Annotated in this window: 13 protein-coding genes; 2 read left to right on the top strand and 11 right to left on the bottom strand. The window is 65.0% G+C overall.

All coding sequences use genetic code 11. The features are described from left to right. Nucleotides 1–127: 127 nt before the first annotated feature. From sugE to P0D70_RS05710, 11 genes are all read right to left on the bottom strand, one after another. Nucleotides 128–448: a quaternary ammonium compound efflux SMR transporter SugE gene (gene sugE / locus P0D70_RS05760; RefSeq protein ID WP_408183435.1), complete on the bottom strand. Its 321-nt coding sequence runs from the start codon at nt 446–448 to the stop codon at nt 128–130. A gap of 204 nt (nt 449–652) precedes the next feature. Then, complete coding sequence (kdpE, locus tag P0D70_RS05755) at nt 653–1,351, bottom strand: two-component system response regulator KdpE (RefSeq protein ID WP_091795932.1); 699 nt, start codon at nt 1,349–1,351, stop codon at nt 653–655. Continuing rightward, nucleotides 1,344–4,181, bottom strand: a complete 2,838-nt coding sequence (locus tag P0D70_RS05750; protein ID WP_091795935.1) for a DUF4118 domain-containing protein — start codon at nt 4,179–4,181, stop codon at nt 1,344–1,346. The genes kdpE and P0D70_RS05750 overlap by 8 nt, the downstream gene beginning before the upstream one ends. A 234-nt stretch (nt 4,182–4,415) precedes the next feature. Beyond that, the gene (gene kdpC / locus P0D70_RS05745) at nt 4,416–4,994 is read right to left on the bottom strand and encodes a potassium-transporting ATPase subunit KdpC (RefSeq protein ID WP_408183433.1); all 579 of its coding nucleotides are present in this window, start codon (nt 4,992–4,994) and stop codon (nt 4,416–4,418) included. A 34-nt stretch (nt 4,995–5,028) separates the two neighbouring features. After that, nucleotides 5,029–7,113, bottom strand: coding sequence for a potassium-transporting ATPase subunit KdpB (kdpB, locus tag P0D70_RS05740; RefSeq protein WP_091795941.1), 2,085 nt, complete (start codon nt 7,111–7,113; stop codon nt 5,029–5,031). Nucleotides 7,114–7,165: 52 nt separating this feature from the next. Beyond that, complete coding sequence (gene kdpA / locus P0D70_RS05735) at nt 7,166–8,971, bottom strand: potassium-transporting ATPase subunit KdpA (protein ID WP_408183430.1); 1,806 nt, start codon at nt 8,969–8,971, stop codon at nt 7,166–7,168. After that, the gene (kdpF, locus tag P0D70_RS05730; RefSeq protein WP_091795945.1) at nt 8,968–9,060 is read right to left on the bottom strand and encodes a K(+)-transporting ATPase subunit F; all 93 of its coding nucleotides are present in this window, start codon (nt 9,058–9,060) and stop codon (nt 8,968–8,970) included. The genes kdpA and kdpF overlap by 4 nt, the downstream gene beginning before the upstream one ends. After that, the gene (locus tag P0D70_RS05725; protein ID WP_007175652.1) at nt 9,057–9,170 is read right to left on the bottom strand and encodes a hypothetical protein; all 114 of its coding nucleotides are present in this window, start codon (nt 9,168–9,170) and stop codon (nt 9,057–9,059) included. The genes kdpF and P0D70_RS05725 overlap by 4 nt, the downstream gene beginning before the upstream one ends. Nucleotides 9,171–9,424: 254 nt before the next feature. Beyond that, nucleotides 9,425–10,399 (bottom strand): quinone oxidoreductase family protein, encoded by a 975-nt coding sequence (locus P0D70_RS05720; RefSeq protein WP_408183564.1) that lies wholly within the window; start codon nt 10,397–10,399, stop codon nt 9,425–9,427. Nucleotides 10,400–10,458: 59 nt separating this feature from the next. Beyond that, a complete protein-coding gene (locus P0D70_RS05715; protein ID WP_091795951.1) occupies nt 10,459–10,848 on the bottom strand; it encodes a methylglyoxal synthase in 390 nt (129 codons plus the stop codon). Between the two features lie 69 nt (nt 10,849–10,917). Continuing rightward, nucleotides 10,918–11,697: an SDR family oxidoreductase gene (locus tag P0D70_RS05710; protein ID WP_091795954.1), complete on the bottom strand. Its 780-nt coding sequence runs from the start codon at nt 11,695–11,697 to the stop codon at nt 10,918–10,920. A 290-nt stretch (nt 11,698–11,987) separates the two neighbouring features. Between P0D70_RS05710 and upp the strand changes: the two genes are divergently transcribed. Then, nucleotides 11,988–12,638, top strand: a complete 651-nt coding sequence (gene upp, locus P0D70_RS05705; RefSeq protein ID WP_011487457.1) for a uracil phosphoribosyltransferase — start codon at nt 11,988–11,990, stop codon at nt 12,636–12,638. Nucleotides 12,639–13,083: 445 nt separating this feature from the next. Next, entirely contained in the window at nt 13,084–13,812 is a 729-nt protein-coding gene (locus P0D70_RS05700; protein WP_408183424.1) for a YebC/PmpR family DNA-binding transcriptional regulator, read from the top strand. Nucleotides 13,813–14,010 lie beyond the last annotated feature (198 nt).

Genomic DNA, 14,010 nt, shown 5'->3' with positions numbered 1-14,010 from the left:
GATCTCATTATAGCCACGTTAATTCGCAGAACGCAGAGCGGCGAATAAATGGGGAGTTCGATGCGGGCGCGAGCCGGGCGCCGCCGGACTCGACGGATACGTCCGGCGGCGGGTTCGAGTACGGGGCTCAATGCCCGGAAGAGAGCTTCAACCCGATCAGTCCGATCACGATGAGCGCCGCGCTGGCAACCCGGGCGACGGTCAACGCCTCGCCCATCATCACGATCCCGAAGATGAACGCGCCGACTGCGCCGATGCCGGTCCACACCGCGTAGGCCGTGCCGAGCGGCAACTGGCGCATGGCCATGGCGAGCAGTATGAAGCTGCCGAGCGCGGTCACGACCGTGAACACCGAAGGCCAGAGACGAGTGAAACCGTCGGAGGTTTTAAGACCGGCCGCCCAGGCGACTTCGAGCAAACCGGCGATCAACAGAAGAATCCAGGACATGAAACAGCTCCATGGTGAAATGGGGCCGTCCCCGTTCGTGAAACCGCAAGGTCGTCCTTACGAAATGTAATTATACCGGGATCGCCGGTAAGCCGCCGGGAACGACTCGCGACAAGAGATCGCGCCGGCCGTGGCGGATTCACCACAGTGCGCCGCTAGGCTGCGTCAACGCACCGCATCACAGCGTGCCATCACGTCACCGCATCAAGCCGCCCCCACCAGCCGGTATCCCACCCCGGTTTCCGTAATGATATGTTCCGGCTGCGCCGGATCGCGCTCGAGCTTGCCGCGCAGATGCGCCATATAGATGCGCAGATAGTGATGGCTCTCGACATGCGACGGCCCCCACACGTCGCGCAGCAACTGGCGGTGCGTGAGCACGCGGCCGGCGTGGCGCACCAGCGTGGCGAGCAGCCGGTATTCGATCGGCGTCAGGTGGACGGCCGCGCCGTCGCGGCTCACCTGCCGCAAGGCCAGGTCGACGGTCACGGCGCCGAAGCGCACTTGCGGCGACTCGTTCGCACCACCCTGATTGCGCCGCCGCATATGCGCGCGGATTCGCGCGAGCAACTCGGACACGCCGAACGGCTTGGTGAGGTAGTCGTCCGCGCCGGCATCGAGCGCGGCGACTTTCTCGCTTTCCTGCGTGCGCGCCGACAGCACGATCACCGGCAATTCGCTCCAGCCGCGCAGTTCGCGGATCACGTCGAGGCCGTCGGTGTCGGGCAGGCCGAGATCGACGATCACCAGATCGGGCTTGCGCGTGGCGGCTTCGACGAGACCTTGCTTGCCGGTTTCGGCGTCGTGCACGACGATGCCCTCGCCTTCCAGCGCCGTTCGCACAAAGCGGCGAATCTGCTTTTCGTCTTCGATCAGGACGACGGTGATGCTCGGGTCACTCATGGGTAGGCTTGGCAAGCGTGTTAGGAGTTGGTTCGCTGTCGGTGTCGGCGTGCGTCAAAGCATCGGCGCCTTCGTCTTCGAGTGCGTCCGGTGCGTCGGGCGGCGTTTCCACGGGCAGCGTGAACCAGAAGCGCGCGCCTTCCACATGGCCGTCCGCCGACACGCGATTGAGCGCGCCGATTGTACCGCCGTGCGCTTCCACGATCGCGCGGCAGATCGCAAGCCCGAGACCGATGCCCGGCTTGGCCGACTCTTTCTCGCCACGCGTGAACTTCTCGAACACGCGTGCTTCCATGCCGGCGGGCAGGCCCGGGCCGTCATCGTCGACAGTGACGCGCACGAACGACTTGCCGTCCGCGTCGAGACGCTGCGCGCCGATCGTCAACGGCGTGGTCGGCGCCGTGTATTTGGCCGCGTTCTCGAACAGGTTGGAAAAGAGGCGCTCCATCAGCACGGCGTCGAGGTGCAAGAGCGGCAAGTCGGCGGGCAACTTCACCTGCACCGGATGATTCGCCAGCACGCGTTTGCACGCGCGCAGCGCGGCGCCCACGGTTTCTTCGAGCAGCGTCCATTGCTGGTTCAGTTGCAGACTGCCCGCCTGCAGGCGGGCCATGTCGAGCAGATTCGTGACGATGCCCGTCATGCGCAGCGCCTCCTCGTGAATCGCTTCGACCAGTTCGCCGCTGGGCTGCGTATCAGGCGATTGCGCGAGCATCGACGAGAAGCCGACGATGGTCGTCAACGGCGTGCGCAGGTCGTGCGAGATCGCCGACAACAACGAGTTGCGCAGGCGCTCCGACTCCATGTTCACGAGCGCATCGCGCGCGATGTCCACGTAGTGCACCCGTTCCAGCGCGAGCGCGATCTGCGCGGCGAACGCGTCGAGCATGCGCTGCTGTTCGGGCACGTCGAGTTCGCCCTCGTTGCGCATCACGACCGCCAGCACGCCGCGCGTACGCATGGGCGCCTTGAGCGGCAGGTAGAGGGCCGCGGCGGCCGGCAGCGTGTCGGTGCCGTGACCGGCCGGCTTCTGCTGATCGTAGACCCACTGGCCGACGTCGCTATCGAGCATCTCGCCTTCGAGCGTGACCGCCGCGTCGGGATCCTCGATCTTCTGTTTGACCTGATCGGCGCTATCCGGCAACAGAATCGCGACGCGTGCGCCGAACACCTCGCTCACATGACGGCTGCCTATGCCGACGATCTGCTCCGTGGTCAACGCCGCGGCCAGCTCGCGCGCCATCGCGTACATTGCGCCGGTGCGTTGCTCGCGCCGCCGCGCCACGCTCGCCTCACGGCGCAGGCTCGAGGTGAGATGGCTGATCACCAGCGAAGTCAGCAGCATGCCGAAGAAGGTCAGCAGATACTGCGTGTCCGAGACCGACAGCGACATGCGCGGCGGCACGAAGAAGAAGTCGAACGCGGCCACGCTCATGAACGACAGCACCACACCCGGCCCGCGCCCGAGCTTCACCGCGGCGAAGATCACGCCGAGCAGATACAGCATGACGAGGTTGGTCAGATCGATATGGTCGATCAACTGGCTCGACAGCAGGGTGATGGCCGCGCAGATCGCCAGCGCGAAAGCGTAGGCGCGCGGCGGCGAGCGGCGTTCGCGCGCGGCGCTCAATGCATCGCGCCAAGCGTTCGCGGTGGTGTTCAAAAGATGCCGATGCTCGCCGCCGTCGCGCTCAGAAGAAGCGCGAATCAGCGTGAGATCGAGATCGCCCGCTGCCGTTTCGGCGATACGCTCGCCGAGGGGCTTGCGCAACCAGCGCTGCAGGCCCGTGCGCGCCGACGCGCCGGCCACGAGCTTCGACACGTTGCGAGCCTGCGCGTAGCCGATCAATGCGGCGGCCGCGTCGGCGCCCGCCAACGTCGCGGTTTCGGCGCCGAGTTCAGCGGCGAGCTTCAGCGCGTTCAGCGTGCGTTCACGGCGCGCATCCGGCAAACGCTGCAGCGCGGGCGTCTCGACATAGACGGCAATCCAGTCGGCCTTCAGGCTGGCGGCAAGACGCGCCGCCGCGCGCACCAGCATCGGCGCTTCCGGGCCGGGGCCGACGCACACCAGCAAGCGCTCGCGCGCCTGCCAGATGCGCTGGATCGAACGGTCGGCGCGATACTCCCGCATCTGCGCATCGACGCGATCCGCGGTGCGGCGCAGCGCCAACTCGCGCAGCGCGATCAGGTTGCCTTTGCGAAAGAAGTTGCGCACCGCGCGTTCGGCCTGCTGCGGCAAATACACTTTGCCGTCGCGCATGCGGTCAAGCAGTTCCTCGGCGGGCAAGTCGACCAGCGTGACTTCGTCGGCGCGATCGAACACGCGATCCGGCACGGTCTCCCAGACGCGAATGCCGGTGATCTGCCCGACCACGTCGTTCAGACTTTCGAGGTGCTGGACGTTGACCGTCGTATACACGTCGATGCCCGCGTCGAGCAGTTCGTAGACATCCTGCCAGCGCTTCAGGTGGCGCGCGCCCTGCACGTTCGAATGCGCGAGTTCGTCGACGAGAATCAGTTGCGGCTTGCGGGCGAGCGCGGCGTCCAGATCGAACTCGCCGAGCTTGCGGCCGCGATATTCGATCTGCGCGAGCGGCAGCACGTCGAGGCCTTCGAGCAGCGCCGCGGTTTCGCTGCGGCCATGGGTTTCGGCGATGCCGACCACCACGTCCGCGCCTTCATCGTAACGGCGGCGCGCGGCCTGCAACATCGCATAGGTTTTGCCGACGCCCGCCGACGCGCCGAAAAAAATCTTCAGCCTGCCTCGCTGACGTTTTTCTTCGTCGCGTTGCAGCTTGTCGAGCAGCTCATCGGGATCGGGGCGGTTCATGCTCAATGGTTTTCATCGTTGGACGAGCGTCAGTCTACGCATGGTGGCACGGCGGCGGCGCGGCCGCAAATGGCGGGGGCCGCTCGTGGCGGCGAGCGCAGATCGCTTCGCGCCGCGGCTACGCCCATGCCGCGCCGCCATCATGCGCGCTACGCCGCGCCGTCAAAAGCCAAAGGCGGAGTCGCGAGGACGCCGCCTTTGCGAAACGCTGCGACTGAAAGGCTCGACGGAGGATCAGCCGCGCTTCATCTCGTCCAGCGCCAGGTTCAGTTGCAGCACGTTCACGCGCGGCTCGCCCAGAACGCCGAACTGACGGCCGCTCGTATAACGGTCCACCAGCGCCTGCACGTCGTTCGGTGCGAGCTTGCGAGCCTTGGCGACGCGCTCGATCTGATAAGCCGCCGCAGCCGGGCTGATCTCAGGATCGAGACCGCTGCCCGACGACGTCACCAGATCGACCGGCACCGGCTTGGACATATCCGTGCCGGCGGCTTTCAGCGCGTCGATGCGGCCTTTGATTTCGTCGAGCAAGGCCGGGTTGGTCGGACCGAGATTCGAGCCGCTCGAACCCTGCGCGTTGTACGGCATCGGGCTCGTGGCCGACAGACGGCCCCAGAAGTACAGCGGCGCGTCGAACTGCTGGCCGATCAGCTTCGAGCCGACCACCTTGCCGTCCTGTTCGAGCATGCTGCCGTTGGCCTGATCGTGGAAGGCCGCCTGACCGACAGCGGTCATCACCGCCGGATAAGCCAGCCCCGTGACAGCGGTGAGCACCGCGAAAATCACGATCAACGGACGGAACAGATTTTTCATGATGAATGATTCCTCTTGAACTAGCGACTAGCGCTCAGACCCAACCGAACGCGGCCAGCACCATATCGATCAGCTTGATGCCGATGAACGGCACGATGATCCCGCCCAAACCGTAAATGAGCAGATTGCGGCGCAGCAGGATCGCCGCACCCAGCGCGCGATAACGCACGCCCTTGAGCGCCAGCGGAATGAGCAGCACGATGATCAGCGCGTTGAAGATCACCGCCGACATGATCGCCGAAGCCGGCGTGGCCAGGTGCATCACGTTCAGCGCGTTCAGCGCCGGATAGGTCGTGGCGAACGCGGCCGGAATGATCGCGAAGTATTTGGCGACGTCGTTGGCGATCGAGAACGTGGTGAGTGAGCCGCGCGTCATCAGCATCTGCTTGCCGATCTCGACGATCTCGATCAGCTTGGTCGGATTCGAGTCGAGATCGACCATGTTGCCCGCTTCCTTCGCGGCCTGCGTGCCGGTGTTCATCGCCACCGCGACGTCGGCCTGCGCGAGCGCCGGGGCGTCGTTGGTGCCGTCGCCTGTCATCGCGACGAGGCGGCCTTCGGCCTGGTGCGCGCGGATCGTGGAGAGCTTCGCTTCCGGCGTGGCTTCGGCGAGGAAATCGTCGACGCCAGCTTCAGCGGCGATCGCGGCGGCGGTCAAGCGGTTGTCGCCTGTCACCATGATGGTCTTGATACCCATCTTGCGCAGTTCGGCGAAACGTTCCTTAATGCCGCCCTTCACCACGTCCTTCAACTCGATCACGCCGAGCACGCGCGCGCCCTGCTCGCCCTTCTCCGCGACCACGAGCGGCGTGCTGCCGCGGCGCGCGACTTCGGCGACCGCGTTGCTGACTTCGTTCGGGAAACGTCCGCCGTTGGCTTCGACATAGTTCTTCACCGCGTCGGCCGCGCCCTTGCGGATTTCACGGCCCGGCAGATCGACGCCGCTCATGCGCGTTTGCGCGGTGAACGCGAGGAACACGGCATGCAGCGACGCCATATCGCGTTGACGGATATTGAAGCGCTGTTTCGCCAGCACGACGATACTGCGGCCTTCCGGCGTTTCATCGGCGAGCGACGAGAGTTGCGCCGCGTCCGCGAGCGCTTCTTCCGTCAAGCCCGGCGCGGGCACGAATTGCGACGCCTGGCGATTGCCCAGCGTGATGGTGCCGGTTTTGTCGAGCAGCAGCACGTCGACGTCGCCGGCGGCTTCCACCGCGCGACCCGAGGTGGCGATCACGTTGGCCTGCATCATGCGGCTCATGCCGGCCACGCCGATCGCGGACAACAACCCGCCGATGGTGGTCGGAATCAGACACACAAGCAACGCGACCAGCGCGGTGATCGTCACCACGTGGCCGGCCTTCGCCGCTTCGACCGAGAACATCGAGAACGGCAGCAGCGTGGCGGTGGCCAACAGCATGACGATCGTCAACGCGACCAGCAAAATGGTCAGCGCGATTTCGTTCGGCGTCTTCTGACGCTTCGCGCCTTCCACCATCGCGATCATGCGGTCGAGGAACGCCTCGCCCGGGTTCGCCGTGACGCGCACCACGATCCAGTCCGACAGCACGCGCGTGCCGCCCGTCACCGACGAAAAGTCGCCGCCCGACTCGCGGATCACCGGTGCGGATTCACCCGTGATCGCCGATTCGTCGACCGACGCGACACCTTCGACCACTTCGCCGTCGGCCGGAATCACGTCGCCGGTTTCGACCAGCACGACGTCGCCCTTGCGCAGGTCGGAAGCCGTCACAATGCGGATCGGCGACTTCGGATGCGGCTCGTTCAGCTTCTTGGCCATCACGTCTTTCTTCGCGCTGCGCAGCGACGCCGCCTGGGCCTTCGAACGGCCTTCGGCGAGCGCTTCCGCGAAGTTGGCGAACAGCACCGTGAACCACAGCCACAAGGTGACCGCGAGAATGAAGCCCGCGGGCGCCTCGGCCTGGCCGCCGAGCGCGGCGATCCAGAGAATGGTGGTGAGAATGCTGCCCACGTACACGCAGAACATCACCGGATTGCGGAACTGCGTGCGCGGCGTGAGCTTCTTGAAGGAGTCCACGATCGCCGGGCGCACCAGCGCCGGGTCGAACATGGACCTGGTTGCATTATGTTCAGTCATTGAATCCTCGAATTTCCCGTTTGCGCGTGATCACTCGTTTTCATCGCGGGTCTCAATGGGCGCCCATCATCATCAGATGTTCGACACCAGGACCCAGCGCGAGCGCAGGCACATAAGTCAGCGCGCCGACCAGCAGCACCGTGCCGAGCAGCAGCACGACGAACAGCGGTCCATGCGTGGGCAGCGTGCCGCCGGTCACGCCGATGCGCTTTTTCGCGGCGAGCGAGCCGGCAATCGCGAGCACCGGAACGATCGTGCCGAAGCGGCCGAACCACATCGCAATCGCCGTGAGCCAGTTGTAGAACGGCGTGCCCACGGTGAGGCCCGCGAACGCGCTGCCGTTGTTGTTGGCGGCCGAGCTGAACGCGTAGAGGATTTCAGAGAAACCGTGCGCGCCGGGGTTGAGAATGCCGGCCTTGCCCGCGTCGCTCAACACCGCGATCGAGGTGCCCACCAGCACCAGCAGCGGCGTGAGCAGCACGACGATCGACACCATCTTCATCTCGTACGCTTCGATCTTCTTGCCGACGTATTCCGGCGTGCGACCGATCATCAGGCCCGCCACGAACACGGCCAGCAGCGCGAACACGAGCATCCCGTACATACCGGAACCCACGCCGCCGAAGATCACTTCGCCCAGTTGCATCAGCAGCATCGGATACAGGCCGCCGATCGGGGTGAGCGAATCGTGCGTGTTGGCGACCGCGCCGCACGAAGCCGCAGTGGTCGCAACCGTGAAGATGCCCGACTGCGCGATGCCGAAGCGCGTTTCCTTGCCTTCCGCATTGCCGCCCGACTGCAACGCATTGGCCGATTGATCGACGTGCAATGCGGCGATGGCCGGATTGCCGGTCTGCTCCGCGCTGATTTCGCCGAACACGCAAACCGCGAAAGCGATCGTCATGGCGGCGAGCACGGCCACGCCTTGCCGGCGGTCCGCGATCATGCGACCGAACACCAGCGCCAGCGCCGCCGGGATGAGCAGGATCGAGAAGATCTGCAGGAAGTTCGAGAACGGCGTCGGGTTTTCAAACGGATGCGCCGAGTTGCCGTTAAAGAAGCCGCCGCCGTTAGTGCCCAGCATCTTGATCGCTTCCTGCGATGCAACCGGACCCATGGCGAGCGTTTGCGTCTTCACCGGCGTATCGACCGTCACCGGATTGCCCTTCGCGTCCTTCACCGGATTGCCTTGTGCGTCGAGCTTCGGCGCGGCATAGGTGGTGGTCTGCAAGGTCGGCACGTCTTCATACGACTTGAAGTTCTGGATCACGCCCTGGCTCATCAACAGCGCCGCGATGATCGCCGACATGGGCAGCAGCACGTAGAGCGTCACGCGCGTCAGGTCGACCCAGAAATTGCCGATGGTTTGCGCGGTGTGGCGCGCAAAGCCGCGAATCAACGCGATCACCACCACGATGCCCGTGGCGGCCGAGAAGAAGTTCTGCACGGTGAAACCGAGCATTTGCGTGAGATAGCCGACGGTTTGTTCCGGCGTGTAATCCTGCCAGTTCGTGTTGGTCACGAAACTGACTGCCGTGTTGAACGCGCCGTCCACCGTCATCGGGCCGAACTGTTGCGGGTTGCCCGGCAGCCAGCCTTGCACGCGCAACAGTACATAGAGAAACGCCACGCCGAGCGTGTTGAACGCGATCGTGGCGATCGCGTAGTGCTTCCAGCTCATTTCCGTGGAAGGATCGACGCCCGCGATGCGATACAGCAAGCGTTCGACGGGACCGCCGAGGCGCACCACGCGCGAGCTGCCGTCCATCACGGCGCTCAGATAACGGGCCATCGGCACCGCGGCTGCCAGCAGCACGACGATGAACAGGCCCGCTTGCAGGACATTGTTCGAGTTCATTCAATGTCCTCCGCGCGCAGCAGCGCATAGACCAGGTAGACGAACAGCAGCGCGGTCGCCGCACCGGACAACCAGAGAATCCAGCTCATGAGCGCGCTCCCTGACCACGGCGGAACTGCATCAACTTCTCGCAGCCGGCAATTAACGCAAAGGTCAGTGCGGCGAACAGCACCAGGCCCCCGACATACAGCACATCCATTTTTGTTCTCCATTACACGGACTTTGGATGGGTGCAACGTTATGCCGAACCGCGTAAAGGGCTGGTCAAAGATGGGAGGGCGTGTATAAAAATCGCGTAAACGGGAAAGGCCGTTCCATCGCAAGATGGAACGGCCTTGTGCATGCCTGGCATGGGTTTACCGCATGACGTGCCGGCTTTTCCAGTGCGCCGAGCGCGACTTCGAGGATCGCGCGGTTTTTATAGGGCTGACGGCACGTTTATGCCGCGACGCCTCACGGCAACAGAACCGTTGAGCCCGTGGTGCGGCGTCCTTCGAGATCCGCGTGCGCTTTTCCGACATCCGCCAGCGCGTAACGCTGATTGATGCTCGTCTTCACCTTGCCCGACACCAGCATGTCGAATAGCTCGGCGGACATCGCCTCGTAGTCGCTGCGTTTGGCGATATAGGTGAAGAGCGTCGGACGCGTAAAGAACAGCGAACCACGCCCGGCGAATTCAGAAGAGTCGATCGGCGGCAACGGCCCCGACGCGTTGCCGAAGCTCACGAACATGCCGAGCGGCGCGAGGCAATCGAGCGAGCCCGCAAACGTGTCTTTACCGATCGAGTCGTATACCACCGGCACGCCCGCGCCGTTGGTGATCTCGCGCACGCGCTTGGTGAAGTTCTCGCGCGTGTAGACGATCGCGTGGTCGCAACCGTGCGCCGTGGCGATCTGCGCTTTTTCATCCGAGCCGACCGTGCCGATCACCGTCGCGCCGAGCGCCTTCGCCCATTGGCACACCAGCAGGCCGACGCCGCCCGCCGCGGCCTGAATCAGGATCGTGTCGCCGGCCTTCACCGGATACGTGCGACGCAGGAGATATTGCGCGGTCAGGCCTTGCAGCATCACCGAGGCGGCCTGCTCGTCGCTCAGGGCATCGGGCACCTTCACGACCTGCGCGGCCTGCAGCACACGCTCCTGCGTGTACGCGCCGGGCGGACGCGCCACGTAGGCAATGCGATCGCCCACCTCGAGGCCGGTCACGCCCGCGCCGAGCGCCGTCACCTCGCCGGCCGCCTCCATGCCGAGACCGCCTGGCAGCGGCAACGGATACAGGCCCGTGCGGAAGTACACGTCGATGTAGTTGAGTCCAACCGCCGTCTGTTTGACGCGGATCTCGCCCGCGCCCGGCTCGCCGACTTCGACGTCGACCCACTTCATGACCTCCGGGCCGCCGGTTTTATCGAATCGGATTGCTTTGACCATCATGTCTCCTTGGGGTTGGGTTGGAATTGGAGCGTGCCGCGCGTGCGATGCCGCTGGTCTCAGACCTGTTGCGTGAGGCGCAAGGTCAGCGAATCGAGCACCATGCGCGCGGTCGAAATGTTGGTCGCGCACGGAATGTTGTGCACGTCGCACGCGCGCACCAGGGCGTTGATGTCCGGCTCGTGCGGCTGCGGTGTCATCGGGTCGCGCAGGAAGATCACCATGTCCACGCGTCCTTCCGCGAGTTGCGCGCCGATCTGCAGGTCGCCGCCGTGCGGGCCGGACAGCATCCGCTCGACCGCGAGGCCATGCGCGTCGGCGATGCGCCCGCCGGTCGTGCCGGTCGCCACGATGTTGCAACGCCTGAGCGTGTCGACGTATTCGCCGGCCAGTTTGACGATGTCGTCCTTTTTATGATCGTGCGCGATCAGCGCGATACGGGTGGTCATGACGAAAGACTCCTGAAACCGTTGTGATTGTCGTTGTTGTAGTGATGATGGAACTGCCGCAGTTGCGGATCAGAACGTGCCCGGATAGGCGCCGCCGTCGATCAGCCAGTTCTGCCCGGTAATGTAGCCGGCATGCACGCTGCACAGGAACGCACAGGCGCGGCCGAATTCGTCGCGGTTGCCGAAACGGCCGGCGGGGATCGTCTTCATGCGCTGCTTGCGGGCGTCGTCGACGGAAATGTTTTGCGACTTGGCCTGCGCCGCGAAGGTCACGGCAATGCGGTCGGTGTCGAAAATACCCGGCAGCAGGTTGTTGATGGTCACACCGGTGGGCGCGACCTTGCGCGCGAGGCCCGCGACGAAGCCGGTCAGCCCCGAACGCGCGCCGTTGGATAACCCGAGCACGTCGATCGGCGCCTTCACCGCGGAACTCGTGATGTTGACGATACGCCCATAGCCGCGCTCGCTCATCGAGTCGATGGTTGCGCGAATCAGCTCGATTGGCGTGAGCATGTTGCTCTCCAGCGCGCGGATCCAGTCTTCATGCGTGAAGTTGCGGAAGTCGCCCGGCGGCGGACCACCCGCGTTATTCACCAGAATGTCCGGCTGCGGACAGGCGGCGAGCGCCGCGGCGCGGCCTTCGGGCGTGGTGATGTCGCAGGCCACCGTCTTCACTTCCACGCCGCTTTGCTGGCGGATCTCCGCCGCGGTGGCTTCGAGCGTCTCGGCGGTGCGCGCGACGATCGTCAGATTGACGCCCTCGGCGGCGAGCGCTTCCGCGCAGCCGCGGCCGAGTCCCTTGCTGGCCGCGCAGACCAGCGCGGTGCGTCCTGCGATTCCCATGTCCATGTGTATTCACCTCGTGAAGTTGTGCGTCGTGAGAAAGCGCCAGGCGGCCTCAGCTTTTTCCCCGCTCGTGAGTCTCGCTCGAAGCGCCGGGTCCGGCGGGCTCCCGTGGCGAAGTTTCCCCCGATTCTAGAAGAATCGGTGCCGGACTGCGCCGGCTCGCTGCAATCTCCGGTATCTTCGGAGCGCACTCTTTCGGTAAACTTGCGCCGTGGCGCGTCCGCCAGCCAGCCGGCCCCCCGGCCATGCGGCGCGCCGAACCGATCCCTCTAGCCGCCGCTTGCGCCCCCGCCATGACTCAGGACAGCCGTTTCCCCAATCTCTTCATCCTCGATCACCCGCTGATCCAGCACAAGCTGTCGCATATGCGCGACCGGGACACCTCGACCCGCACGTTCCGCGAACTGCTGCGTGAAATCACGCTGCTGATGGGCTACGAAATCACCCGCAACCTGCCCATGACCACGCGCCGCCTGACCACGCCGCTCGTCGAGATCGACGCGCCGGTGATCGCCGGCAAGAAGCTGGCGATCGTGCCGGTGCTGCGCGCCGGCATCGGCATGTCGGACGGCCTGCTGGAACTGGTGCCGTCGGCGCGGGTGGGCCACATCGGCGTGTATCGCGCTGAAGACCATCGCCCTGTCGAATATCTGGTGCGCCTGCCCGACCTCGAAGATCGCGTGTTCATTCTGTGCGATCCGATGGTCGCGACCGGCTATTCCGCCGTGCACGCGGTCGACGTGCTCAAGCGCCGCAACGTGGCGGGCGAAAACATCCTGTTCCTCGCGCTGGTTGCCGCGCCCGAAGGCGTGCAGGTGTTCCAGGACGCCCACCCGGACGTCAAGCTGTATGTCGCCTCGCTCGATTCGCATCTGAACGAGCACGCCTATATCGTCCCGGGTCTCGGCGACGCCGGCGACCGCCTGTTCGGCACGAAGAACTAGAACTGAAAGCGGCCTGAAAAGCGCACGACGGCGTGCGGCCAAGGCCGCCGCCGCGCACTTTTCGCGTCGTTTGCGGCTATCTCGCCCTCTGCCGCACCCTTGCGGCGTGATAAAATTCGAATCCGCTCAAAGAGCGGCTCAACTTGCACCACCGCCTGGCGCACCGCGCCTTTCGCGGGGCCCGGCAGGCCGGCGCGGCATTTGTCGCGTGGGGTCTGGCCAGATCGCCCTGTCCCAACCGCGCTGCCGACCTGCGGTCCCGCTAGCCGGGTCCGGCCGGGCGTGGCGAGGCGCGAGACGGGTAGCCACGAATGGTTGACCCGGACAGTTAAGCACCGGGCGGATTGACATCGCGGCGCACAAACGCAGAACGCGTCAGCGCCCGGCATCGCAACGACAATTGCACACTGCGTGCGCCCCACTGGCGCGCGCGACGGAGAAAGGTATGGCGGGTCATTCGAAATGGGCCAACATCAAGCATAAGAAAGCAGCGGCCGACGCCAAGCGCGGCAAGGTCTGGACGCGGCTCATCAAGGAAATTCAGGTCGCGGCGCGCATGGGCGGCGGCGACATCGACTCGAACCCGCGTCTGCGGCTCGCCGTCGAAAAGGCGTACGACGCCAACATGCCCAAAGATAACGTCAACCGCGCGATCCAGCGTGGCGTGGGCGGCGTGGACGGCGCAAGCTACGAGGAAATCCGCTACGAAGGCTACGGCATTGGCGGCGCGGCGGTGATCGTGGACACCATGACTGACAACCGCACGCGTACCGTGGCGGAAGTGCGTCACGCGTTCTCGAAGAACGGCGGCAACATGGGCACGGACGGCTCGGTGTCGTTCATGTTCGATCACGTTGGCCAGTTCCTGTTCGCGCCCGGCACGCCGGAAGACAAGCTGATGGAAGCCGCGCTCGAAGCCGGCGCTGACGACGTCGTCACGAATGAAGACGGCAGTATCGAGGTGCTGTGCCCGCCGAACGATTTCCCGAAGGTGAAGTCCACGCTCGAAGCCGCCGGCTTTAAGGCCGAACTGGCCGAGGTGACGATGAAACCTCAGACGGAAGTCGAGTTCACCGGCGAAGACGCCGTGAAAATGCAGAAGCTGCTCGACGCGCTGGAGAATCTGGACGACGTGCAGGAAGTCTATACAAACGCCGCGATCGCCGACGAATGAGCGTGCCCCGGCGGCGCGTAGTGCAGCGGTTCCCGTCGAACCGCGCCACGCCGCCGGCCCTCGCGTCGTTGCTGAAGCGCCGAAGCGCGTGAGTGCGACTTACGCACCGCGCTTCCACCCGGCTTCGCATCGTGCCCTGCGCCGCTACTGGCTGCGGGCCCAATGCGAACCTCGTTGTCATTGCACGGCTGAGCATGT

The sequence above is a fragment of the Paraburkholderia sp. RL17-381-BIF-C genome (assembly GCF_046026435.1).
Lineage (GTDB): Bacteria > Pseudomonadota > Gammaproteobacteria > Burkholderiales > Burkholderiaceae > Paraburkholderia.
The sequence above is the reverse complement of the archived record's forward strand: the minus strand, read 5'-3'. Positions and strand labels throughout refer to the sequence as shown.

What these genes read in the sequence shown, in the direction of transcription:
- sugE (WP_408183435.1), bottom strand. Translation starts at nt 448, where the DNA reads ATGTCCTGGATTCTTCTGTTGATCGCCGGTTTGCTCGAAGTCGCCTGG.
- kdpA (WP_408183430.1), bottom strand. Translation starts at nt 8,971, where the DNA reads ATGAACTCGAACAATGTCCTGCAAGCGGGCCTGTTCATCGTCGTGCTG.
- kdpE (WP_091795932.1), bottom strand. Translation starts at nt 1,351, where the DNA reads ATGAGTGACCCGAGCATCACCGTCGTCCTGATCGAAGACGAAAAGCAG.
- P0D70_RS05750 (WP_091795935.1), bottom strand. Translation starts at nt 4,181, where the DNA reads ATGAACCGCCCCGATCCCGATGAGCTGCTCGACAAGCTGCAACGCGAC.
- P0D70_RS05710 (WP_091795954.1), bottom strand. Translation starts at nt 11,697, where the DNA reads ATGGACATGGGAATCGCAGGACGCACCGCGCTGGTCTGCGCGGCCAGC.
- P0D70_RS05715 (WP_091795951.1), bottom strand. Translation starts at nt 10,848, where the DNA reads ATGACCACCCGTATCGCGCTGATCGCGCACGATCATAAAAAGGACGAC.
- upp (WP_011487457.1), top strand. Translation starts at nt 11,988, where the DNA reads ATGACTCAGGACAGCCGTTTCCCCAATCTCTTCATCCTCGATCACCCG.
- kdpB (WP_091795941.1), bottom strand. Translation starts at nt 7,113, where the DNA reads ATGACTGAACATAATGCAACCAGGTCCATGTTCGACCCGGCGCTGGTG.
- P0D70_RS05720 (WP_408183564.1), bottom strand. Translation starts at nt 10,399, where the DNA reads ATGGTCAAAGCAATCCGATTCGATAAAACCGGCGGCCCGGAGGTCATG.
- kdpF (WP_091795945.1), bottom strand. Translation starts at nt 9,060, where the DNA reads ATGAGCTGGATTCTCTGGTTGTCCGGTGCGGCGACCGCGCTGCTGTTC.
- P0D70_RS05700 (WP_408183424.1), top strand. Translation starts at nt 13,084, where the DNA reads ATGGCGGGTCATTCGAAATGGGCCAACATCAAGCATAAGAAAGCAGCG.
- kdpC (WP_408183433.1), bottom strand. Translation starts at nt 4,994, where the DNA reads ATGAAAAATCTGTTCCGTCCGTTGATCGTGATTTTCGCGGTGCTCACC.
- P0D70_RS05725 (WP_007175652.1), bottom strand. Translation starts at nt 9,170, where the DNA reads ATGGATGTGCTGTATGTCGGGGGCCTGGTGCTGTTCGCCGCACTGACC.